At 60.0% G+C, this 220-nt stretch carries 1 protein-coding gene; it reads left to right on the forward strand.

Annotation, left to right across the window (positions count from 1 at the left end; translation table 11 throughout):
• A partial coding sequence (locus tag LJE08_RS14725; protein ID WP_227403681.1) for a hypothetical protein occupies positions 1 to 220 on the forward strand: 220 nt, incomplete at both ends.

Here is a 220-nt window from a genome sequence, read left to right on the forward strand (position 1 = left end):
GCTGTCAGGCGTGGTGATGGTGCTGGCAGCGCCGCTGTGCTGATTTTCTGGGGCAGCGATAAGTGGGTGGCGTCTGCGATTGCGATTATCTGGGGCTTAGCCTTCGCGCTGGTGCCGGTTGGCTGGTCAACGTGGATCACCCGCTCTCTCGCCGATCAGGCAGAAAAAGCCGGATCTATCCAGGTGGCTGTCATTCAGTTGGCGAATACCTGTGGTGCCG

Origin of the sequence: Holdemanella sp. DFI.5.55 (assembly GCF_020593575.1) — a bacterium.
Taxonomy (GTDB): Bacteria; Bacillota_I; Bacilli_A; order Erysipelotrichales; family Erysipelotrichaceae; genus Holdemanella; species Holdemanella hominis.